Origin of the sequence: Kitasatospora putterlickiae, from assembly GCF_039527695.1 — a bacterium.
Classification (GTDB): Bacteria; Actinomycetota; Actinomycetes; order Streptomycetales; family Streptomycetaceae; genus Kitasatospora; species Kitasatospora putterlickiae.
Map to the genome: position 1 here is coordinate 1 of NZ_BAAAKJ010000527.1, position 2,326 is coordinate 2,326.

Below are 2,326 nucleotides of genomic sequence, written 5' to 3' on the forward strand. Positions count from 1 at the left end.
GTGCCGGGCGAGCCGGGGTGAGCGCGGGGCGCGCGGCCCGCTCGGCGGGAGCGGGAGCGGGAGCGGACGCCGGGACCGGCACCTGCGCCGGCGCCGGCACGGAATGGGTGACCAGCTGCTGCGGGATCAGCAGCACCACGCCCGTGCCGCCCCGCGCGGACGGCCGGAAAGAGACCTGCAGCCCGTGCTTGCGGGCCAGCACCCCGACCACCGCGAGGCCGATCCGGGTACCCGCCGACAGCGTGGCGAGGTCCAGCGGCTCCGCCGAGACGGCCTGCTCGGCGCGCCGCAGCCAGCTGTCGCTCAGGCCCAGGCCGCTGTCCTCGACGGTGACCGCCAGACCGGCCGGCACCTCCTCGACGTAGACGTGCACCTCGGCCGGCGGGGCGGAGAAGTTGGTCGCGTTGTCCAGCAGTTCGGCCAGCGCGTGCATCACGCCCTCGGCGGCGAACCCGGCCACCGCGGCCGTGCTGGCGTTGTGCAGCCGCACCCGCCGGTAGGCCCCGATCCGGCCGAGCGCGCCGCGCAGCACCGACTCCACCGGGATCGGCTTGCCCCAGCGCCGGCCGGAGCGGGCGCCGGTGAGCACCGCGATGCTGTCGGCCATCCGGCCCGCCTGCGCGGTGGCGTGGTCCAGGGTCAGCAGGTCGCCGAGGACCTCCTCGCCGTGCCGGTGCTGCATCTCGCGCAGCTCCGCGTGCATGCTCGTGGCGAGCGCCTGCACCCGGCCGGCGGCGGTCGCGCAGACCGCCAGCGCGGCGGCCCGCAGCCGCTCGCCCCGGCCGATCTCCTCGGCGAAGGCGCGCAGCAGCGCGCGCTGGGGGTGCTCGCGGTGGGCGGCCAGCGCGCCGTCCACGGTCGCGCCGGTGCGCAGCCGCTTCACCACCTCGGGCAGCACCTCGTCGGCCATCCGGTCCAGGACGGCCCGTTCGGCGCGCTCCGCCTCGGCCTCCGCCCGGGCCCTGGCCGCGTCCGCGCGGGCGGCCGTGACCTCCGCCTCGGCCCGCCCGAGCGCGGTCCGGGCCTCGTCCCGCTCGGCCTCCGCGGCGGCGGCCCGTGTCTTGGCGGCCGTCTCGGCCTGTTTGGCGGCACCGGCGACGACCAGCGCCGTCATGGCCTCGTCGTCCTGTCCGGCCAGCTCGGCCTCCAGCCGCCGGGCCCGCTCGGTGGCGCTGCCGGCCTGCCAGACGGCGATCAGCCAGAGCGCGGTGACCGCCGCCACGGCGGCCGCGGTCAGCGGCTGCCCGGCGTCGAACGCCCGCACCACCCCGACCGGCCCGGCCACCGCCGCGAGCAGGGCGGCCGCCGCCGTCACGGCCTTGGTGCGCACGTCGGGTCGACGGCGCGGCCCGCCGTCGGGGCTGGTGGGTTCTGTCATCGGTGCGGTGTCCTCGGCAGAAGGTCGGGCGAATGCGCGACCGCCCGGCCGACGTCGTGGAACGTCTCCGGGCGGCATTTCGGTTCACGCAGTCGGCCGATCATATCCATTCAGACGACGCACTCAACCGATAAGTTGACGGTCAGTCTCCTCACGCCACGCTCCGTATACCGAATCAGCCCCCTCCCCCTCGCACCGTCACCCCGTCGTCACCTCCACCGCCCGCCGCACGGCGGCGAAGTCCAGGCCGTGATCGGCGATGACCCGGGCACCGAGCCCGTCGCCCTCCCGGAGCAGGCCGAGCAGCAGGTGACCGACCGCGATGTGACCGGACTTCAGCCGCAGCGACTCGCGCAGCGACAGCTCCAGCACCTTCTTCCCCCGCGCGGTGAAGGGACTGCGGCCCGCCCGGCCCTCGGAGCGGAACCACCCGCGCCGTCGCGGCTCCTCCTTCGACGGCGCGTCCAGCGCCCCGGCCCCGAACACGGACTCCACCGCCTCGCGCACGGCGTCCAGGTCAACCCCGATCGCGGCCAGCGCCCGCGCGTCGTCCCCCTCCCCCAGCAGCCTCCGGACAGCCTCGCGGGCCGCGGCCCGGTCGAGCCCCGCCTCGATCAGCACCCGCGCCGCCGGATCCTCCGTCTCGGCCAGGATCGCCAGCAGCAGGTGCTCGGTGCCGATGTGGCCGTGCCGCAGCTCCGCCGACTCCCGCCCGGCTCCGACGACCACCCGCCGGGCCTCCTCGGTGAATCGCTCGAACATCGTTCAGTCCCCGCCCTTCCCGTTTCCGCCGAGCCCGCGCTTCGCGTACTTCTTGTGCACCGCCTGCCTGGTCACCCCCAGGCAGGTCGCGATCTCCTGCCACGACCAGCCCTGCCCCCGGGCGCTTCCGACCTGCAGTCCCTCCAGCCGGTCCGCCAGGTCCCGCAGGGCCCGGACGGCCCGGAG

The 2,326-nt window shown here is 76.4% G+C and carries 3 protein-coding genes; all 3 read right to left on the reverse strand.

The genetic code is table 11. The features are described 5' to 3' along the window. Positions 1-1,378, reverse strand: a 1,378-nt coding sequence (locus ABD308_RS38710; protein WP_344345699.1) for a sensor histidine kinase, incomplete at its 3' end; no start/stop codon positions are given. A gap of 198 nt (positions 1,379-1,576) precedes the next feature. Then, positions 1,577-2,140, reverse strand: a complete 564-nt coding sequence (locus ABD308_RS38715) for a Clp protease N-terminal domain-containing protein (protein ID WP_344345701.1) — start codon at positions 2,138-2,140, stop codon at positions 1,577-1,579. Positions 2,141-2,143: 3 nt separating this feature from the next. Then, the coding region (locus tag ABD308_RS38720) for an RNA polymerase subunit sigma-70 (protein WP_344345703.1) at positions 2,144-2,326 on the reverse strand (183 nt) is incomplete at its 5' end.

Excerpts from the sequence above, each read along its gene's own strand:
- ABD308_RS38715 (WP_344345701.1), bottom strand. The coding sequence starts at position 2,140 with ATGTTCGAGCGATTCACCGAGGAGGCCCGGCGGGTGGTCGTCGGAGCC.